Raw genomic sequence first — 6,104 nt, 5'->3', positions numbered from 1 at the left:
AAGGCGACCCGCGCCGAGCCGGCGCAGCTGGCGATCATCCAGGCGCTGGGCAGCGATCCCAGCCCGGGAGGGATACAGAAAATGATTGTCTGAATCGTCCGGTTTCACAAAATTTCACGAATGTAGTGCCACTGAGCGATTTTTTCCGCTGTAAGCGGATGATCTTAAAAGAGAAATAATCTGAGGCGTTAAACTTGGGCTAAGATCGGAAGAGCGAGGGTCGAGCGATCGCGCCCAAGACCTGGACGTTGCCATGCGTTCCCGTCTCCTGGACCGCTGTCGAACCGGACGCTTGGTCGCTCGCCGCCGATGCGTGAAGCGTGATGCGATCCAGGTTGAACGCGGCGCCAGTCGGCACCCCGCGACCGACATCTCGGTTTTCGCCACCGGATATACGCCCACTGACCGGATGGGCGGGTGGCCAACGCGATCGGTCAAGCTCAATATCGTCTGGTTGGCCATCGATGTTGTTGGCGAACGGCTTTGGAATCGATCATCGCTGACCGAGGAATCGGTGGTCGCCAATCGCTGTCCAGCACCTGCTCTACCGTCCAGGGGCAATGTCCCCGAAAGCTGGAGAGACCGGTTTCCTGCGCGGCCTGCACGGTCGCGTCTTCCCAGATGCCGTCCCACCAGTCCGCGTCCCGCAAATCGGCCTTTAAACAGCGAGTCGGTTCGCTTGCGACCACCGGGCGAACGGCGAACCGCCACGCCCGCAGTCAGCCGCAGTCGTCATCCCGCCGGTCCGCTGGGACTCGGGCGGCGTCTCCTTCAGCCATCGGACGCCCCGCTTGGCGCCACTCCGGCAGCCCGTCCTCCAGGCGGCGGGCGCTGAAACCGGCCGCGCGCAGGCGGGCGACGGCCTCGAAGGACAGCACGCACCAGGGGCCACGGCAATAGGCGACGATCTCGCGCTCGCGCGGGAAGTCGCTTAGCCGCTCCTGCAGCCGGTCGAGCGGGACATTGAGCGCCCCGGCGACATGGCCTTGGGCGTACTCCTCGGCGGGGCGCACGTCGATCACCGTCGCCAGCCCGTCGCGCACCCGCTCCAGCAGCACCATCGCCGGGACCGGCTCCAGGTCGTCGCGTTCCTTGAGATAGCTCGCGAGCAGTGCCTCGACCGCGCGGCTGCGCGTCTCCGCAAGCACGCGCAGGGCGGCGACCGCGTCCAGCACGCGGTCATCGGCCAGTCCGTAGCGAACATGCTTGCCGTCGCGGCGCGCCAGCGCCAGACCGGCGGCCTTGAGTTGCTGCAGGTGCTTGGAGGTGTTGGCGACGCTCAGCCCCGACACCCGCGCCAGCTCCTCGACGCTGCGCTCGCCCTGGGCGAGAAAATCCAGCAGTTCCAGCCGCGCGCCGCTGCCCAGTGCACGGGCGATGACGGCGAGTTGCTCGAAGAGGGCCTGCTTGGGTTCAGGCGTGGGTCTGGGGGAATGAGTCATGGTGTCGGTCGCGTCGGGCGGTGATTCAACCCAGGGAGAGCGTCGTCCGGATGAGGCGTGTCGGCGCGTCGGATCGACGATGGCCGAGGTTATCGCGTCTGTTGCTGGCGCCAAAGGTTGGACTGGATCCGCTCGGCGAAAGCGCCTGAAGGATGCCAGGATGAGTGGATTAGAATCCAAGGATTCCCCGAGAAAGGGGCCTGATGGCAAAGCCCAATGATGCGTTCGAGAAGCGCTGGCGCGATCCGGGGAGTTCGCCAGCCATGCAGCGTTGTAAAATCCAGCCCCGGCGCGGCTTCGCGCGCGACATTCGATGGCAGGCAACCTGCATCGGTATGGGCGCCAAATCCCTCAAGCATTCGGAGAATCCAACGTTCGTGAAAGAGATCTCGACATTCCTCGCCGCCATCGGTTTTGAGATCACCGGCGCTGATCAAGCCCAGGAGAAATTCGACCAGCGGGAAAAAAGCGAAAGCCACACCGCCGCCCGCGAGGCCGTCCCGCTGTTCCGCCACGCCCACAACCGCGAGTCGCTGCACCACGTCTGGAAGACCACCTACGCCAGCGCCTTCCAGCCGTCCGGCCTCTTCGAGGACGATTTCACCCCTTACGCCATCGGCTACCGGCCCAAGCGCGGCAAGGATCTCAAGGAATTCAACGGCGAGAACGGCAGCACCAAGGTCTTCAACCAGTTCATGGAGATCCTCCGCCACAACAACGTGTCGGACAAAGAGAACGCCTTCAATCGCCTGTGCGCCATCATCCTGGCCAAGCTGATCGACGAGGAGCGTATCCCGGAGGCGATCCTCGACTTCCAGTGGTTCCCCAACAAGGATACCCCGGAGGATCTCATCGACCGGCTGCAACGTCTTTATAAACGCGGCATGAAGGAGACCCTGGGGGAAGACATCACCTACTTCGAGGAGCGCGACATCGACCATGCCTTTCAGGCGCACCGCCGGGACGCGGCCAAGAACCAGGTCAAGAAGATCTTCCGCGCGCTGAAGTTCTATACCAACAGCGATTTCGCTTTCAAGGAGGTTCACAACAAGAAGCTCTTCGAGCAGAACACCCAGGTCGTCAAGGAGGTGGTGGAGCTTTTCCAGGGCTACCGCCTGAAATACACCAGCAAGCAGGCGTTTCTCGGCAACCTGTTCGAGCTGTTGCTGAACAGCGGTTTCAAACAGAGCGAGGGCCAATTCTTCACGCCCATCCCCATCGCGCGCTTCATCGTGCGCTGCCTGCCGTTGCGAGAACGTATCCGCAAAGCTCAAGAGGAAGGCCGACAGCGGATCATCCCGCGCGTCATGGACTATGCCTGCGGCTCGGCCCATTTCCTCACTGAGATCGTCGAGGAGATCCAGGAAGATCTCAGTGCCCTGGGTCTACCGCAAGGCGACAGTACCACCTGGACCCGCGACCACGTTTGGGGCATCGAGAAGGACTACCGGCTCGCCCGCACCGCCAAGATCGCCATGTTCCTGCACGGCGCAGGCGACGCCAACATCCTGCACGAGGACGGCCTCGATCACGCCAACCCGGCGCTACCGAAAATGGGCGAGGTGGATGTGCTGGTCGCCAATCCGCCGTATTCGGTCAAGGACTTCAAGCAGCACCTGCGCCTCGCGCCGCAACAGGTCGCCCAGTTCAGGCTGCTGCCGTCTCTGACGTCCAACTCCAGCGAGATCGAGACCCTATTCGTCGAGCGCGCCGCGCAACTGCTGCGGATCGGCGGTCTGGCCGGGCTGATCCTGCCCTCGTCCATCCTCAGCAACGCCGGCATCTACCAGCGCACCCGCGCCCTGATCCTGGAAAAGTTCCTGGTGCGCGGCATCGTCGAACTGGGCGGCAGCGCCTTCATCGCCACCGGTACCAACACCGTCATCCTGTTCCTGGAGCGACGCGACGATATCCATCTGGAACACTTCACCTGTCGCGCCGATGCCCTCTACAACGACGAGAAGACGCCGAACGACAACGACTTTGCCGACAGCGACCTGCTCCGCGCCTACACCGAGGCCGCGGATCTGCCCCTGAACGCCTATCGCGACTGGCTCGCGGCCGACGACGGCGAGCCGCCCGCCGAGTTGGAACAGACCGATTTGTTCCGTACCTACGCCCAGGACTTCGAGGCGCTTGCGACCACCAAGACCCGCCGCAACCAGGCGGGCTTCGGCAAGCTGAGCCGGGACGCGCGAGAAGCCGAGATGCGCGGCAAACTGCAGCGCCATATCCGCGAGGCCGAACGGGAGAAATTCATCTATTTCGCCCTTGCCTATGTCGAGGCACTCGACACGGGGGAGATCGTGCCGCAGCGGACCACCGTCCTGCGCGGCGCGGGGAACAACAAGGACGAGCAGGCATTCCTCGGTTATAAATGGAGCAACCGGCGCGGCGCCGAGGGCATGGTGCATCTGCGCGAGCCCTACGACGGTGGCGCACTCTACTCCACCGACCGCGATACCCGCGACGACGGCCCCGACAAGGCGGCGCACCATCTGCGTCGAGCGTTTCTCAGTATCGAGCCGGAAGAGTTGCCCGATGATAGCGCATTGAAGGGCAAGTTGGGCGTTGCGGCAACACCTGCTTATCTCGATTTCACTCGCAATACCTTTACACTCGCATTCAATCTCTCTTCGTCAGATAACGAACCTGCCGGCCCGCTGTACGCAACCAAATACAAGCTCGTCCCTTTAGGAAACATCACAGACATCCTCAATGGCGGAACTCCCTCGTCCAAAATCAAGGAATATTGGGACGGAGGTATTCCGTGGGCGACCCTAGTCGACGTTAAACAACGAGAGGTCTTCTCTACAGCGCGCACAATCTCTCAAACCGGGCTCGAAAACAGCAATGCCCAAATTCTCCCCAAGAACACCGTTTTGCTATCCAGTCGCGCGACAATAGGCGAGGTCGCGATAGCCCGTATCGCGTTGGCAACCAATCAAGGGTTCAAAAACCTTATCTGCGACAAAACAATCCTGCTCCCGGAGTTCCTCTACGAGATATTGTTGCTTCAGAGAGCAAGTCTTAAGACGCTGGCAGGCGGAATGAACTATGGAGAAATAAGCAAGGCAAAGATCGCCCAATTTCCAATACCGTTACCGCCGCTGAAGGTTCAACAGCACATCGTTGAAGAAATCGAGCAGGTCGAAGCCGAGGAAATGAAGGCCCGCGAGACGGCAGATCAGGCGCGGGAGGCCATCGACGCCATCGTGCGGCAGGTCTACGAGTCGAATACGCCGCGAAGAACCATCGAGTCATTGAGCGGAATGGTTCAATACGGTCTATCGAAGGCGATGAACGAGGACGGCATCGGCTACAAGATCTTCCGTATGAACGAAGTCATTGGCGGTCGCATGGTCGATAACGGCGCGATGAAATACATCGACATTGATGCGGACGAATTCGCCACCTACCGTCTCGATAAGGGCGACGTGCTTTTCAATCGCACAAACGGCAGCATCGATCAAGTCGGCAAGACGGGGCTCTTTGATTTGGGCGGCGAGTATTGCTGTGCTTCATACCTTATCCGGATCGTTCCCGGACCAGACATCGAGTCGCGATTGTTGGTGGCGCTGATGAACTCGTCCCATTTTCTTAATGAGATTCGAAAGCAAGCGGTACGCTCAGCCGGACAGAACAATATCAACGCCACCAAAATGAAAAACATGGACATTCCCGTGCCATCCCTGCCGAACCAGCGATCGCTGCTCGATGAAATCGGCGAGCACGAACGCCACCGCGCTGCCGCCGAGGCGTTGATCGCCGCTGCCCCCGAAAGGAAGCGAAAAATCCTGCTCGACGGCATCAAGTGAGCGTTCGATCAAGCCATCCTGAACGTCTGTCAGCAACCCGTCGTCATGGCCTGAAGCTGGCTCCAGCTCAGAAAGGGCCGGTAGCGATGGCCAGGCAGCGGACGGAAATCCCAACGCCGGTAGAACCTCAGCGCCTTGTTCGCCAGCCAATCGTCGACCTGTGCCTGGCCGCTGTGGAAGGCCCGGCATGAGCGAGTCATCCCACCCCTCAGACCCGCCGCCCGACGCCGACCCGATCGACGCCGGCCTTTGGCCGTCCGCCGACTATCACCGCCAGGTCGAGCGGCTACGCAACGCCGTTGGCGAAATCATCTATCTGGTCGAGCTGGTCGAGAGCGCCATCCAGCTCGGCGTGCATATCAGTGGGGCGCCCTATGAGCTGCTGGGCGTCATCGACTTCCCGCGCCCCGACCCGACGCGCGGGCTGACTCCGCACCTGCTGCTGCTCGACGACGGACGCGGGGTCAACCTGGGCCGGATCGCCCGCGTCAGCCACCGGCCCTTCGCGCCCGTGCCGGCCGATCTGCTCTATCTGGACCACACCGCTGCGCAGAACCTGCTGTTCGCCGAGCGGCGTCTGTCGCGCGACTTTCTCGCCCAACGCACGCGGGTCGCGTTGGGCGAGTGCCTCGGCTATTCCCTGCCCGAGCGGGCCCGACTCCTCGAAGGCCCGCCGGACGACAAGACGGAGGATCCGTGAGCCGCGCGCCCGCCGATGTCGGGCTCGCAGTCACCGGGCTGGACCCGGACGGGGCGGCGCTGGACTTTCTGGCACGGCGGAGGCCCAGGGTATCAACCAGGATGCGATCAAGAACGCCCGCATCATCAACCGCTCAGAGCATCT

The 6,104-nt window shown here is 62.1% G+C and carries 6 protein-coding genes; 2 read left to right on the top strand and 4 right to left on the bottom strand.

All coding sequences use genetic code 11. The features are described 5' to 3' along the window. Positions 1-440 precede the first annotated feature (440 nt). The 3 genes from CCR95_RS20655 to CCR95_RS20645 all read right to left on the bottom strand — a co-directional run bounded on the left by CCR95_RS20655 (position 441) and on the right by CCR95_RS20645 (position 2,383). Complete coding sequence (locus tag CCR95_RS20655; RefSeq protein ID WP_338115459.1) at positions 441-689, bottom strand: DUF29 family protein; 249 nt, start codon at positions 687-689, stop codon at positions 441-443. A 30-nt stretch (positions 690-719) separates the two neighbouring features. After that, the gene (locus tag CCR95_RS20650; protein ID WP_201098010.1) at positions 720-1,442 is read right to left on the bottom strand and encodes an ArsR/SmtB family transcription factor; all 723 of its coding nucleotides are present in this window, start codon (positions 1,440-1,442) and stop codon (positions 720-722) included. An 89-nt stretch (positions 1,443-1,531) separates the two neighbouring features. After that, the gene (locus CCR95_RS20645; protein ID WP_201098008.1) at positions 1,532-2,383 is read right to left on the bottom strand and encodes a hypothetical protein; all 852 of its coding nucleotides are present in this window, start codon (positions 2,381-2,383) and stop codon (positions 1,532-1,534) included. On the opposite strand from CCR95_RS20645, the gene CCR95_RS20640 reads away from it, so the two are divergent. Beyond that, positions 2,327-5,260, top strand: a complete 2,934-nt coding sequence (locus CCR95_RS20640) for a restriction endonuclease subunit S (RefSeq protein ID WP_201098006.1) — start codon at positions 2,327-2,329, stop codon at positions 5,258-5,260. The two genes, CCR95_RS20645 and CCR95_RS20640, sit on opposite strands and share 57 nt — an antisense overlap. A 29-nt stretch (positions 5,261-5,289) precedes the next feature. Here the strand turns inward: CCR95_RS20640 and CCR95_RS20635 are convergent, their stop codons facing one another. Next, on the bottom strand, positions 5,290-5,460 hold the full coding sequence (locus CCR95_RS20635) for a hypothetical protein (protein ID WP_201098004.1): 171 nt from the start codon (positions 5,458-5,460) through the stop codon (positions 5,290-5,292). Here CCR95_RS20635 and CCR95_RS20630 point away from each other — a divergent pair. Then, a complete protein-coding gene (locus tag CCR95_RS20630; protein ID WP_201098002.1) occupies positions 5,448-5,960 on the top strand; it encodes a hypothetical protein in 513 nt (170 codons plus the stop codon). The two genes, CCR95_RS20635 and CCR95_RS20630, sit on opposite strands and share 13 nt — an antisense overlap. Positions 5,961-6,104: the final 144 nt, after the last annotated feature.

It is taken from the genome of Thiocystis minor (assembly GCF_016653465.1).
GTDB classification, from domain to species: domain Bacteria; phylum Pseudomonadota; class Gammaproteobacteria; order Chromatiales; family Chromatiaceae; genus Chromatium; species Chromatium minus.
The sequence above is the reverse complement of the archived record's forward strand: the minus strand, read 5'-3'. Positions and strand labels throughout refer to the sequence as shown.

Coding starts and splice junctions, on each gene's coding strand:
- CCR95_RS20650 (WP_201098010.1), bottom strand. CDS start 1,442: ATGACTCATTCCCCCAGACCCACGCCTGAACCCAAGCAGGCCCTCTTC.
- CCR95_RS20640 (WP_201098006.1), top strand. CDS start 2,327: ATGAAGGAGACCCTGGGGGAAGACATCACCTACTTCGAGGAGCGCGAC.
- CCR95_RS20645 (WP_201098008.1), bottom strand. CDS start 2,383: ATGGTCGATGTCGCGCTCCTCGAAGTAGGTGATGTCTTCCCCCAGGGT.
- CCR95_RS20630 (WP_201098002.1), top strand. CDS start 5,448: ATGAGCGAGTCATCCCACCCCTCAGACCCGCCGCCCGACGCCGACCCG.
- CCR95_RS20635 (WP_201098004.1), bottom strand. CDS start 5,460: ATGACTCGCTCATGCCGGGCCTTCCACAGCGGCCAGGCACAGGTCGAC.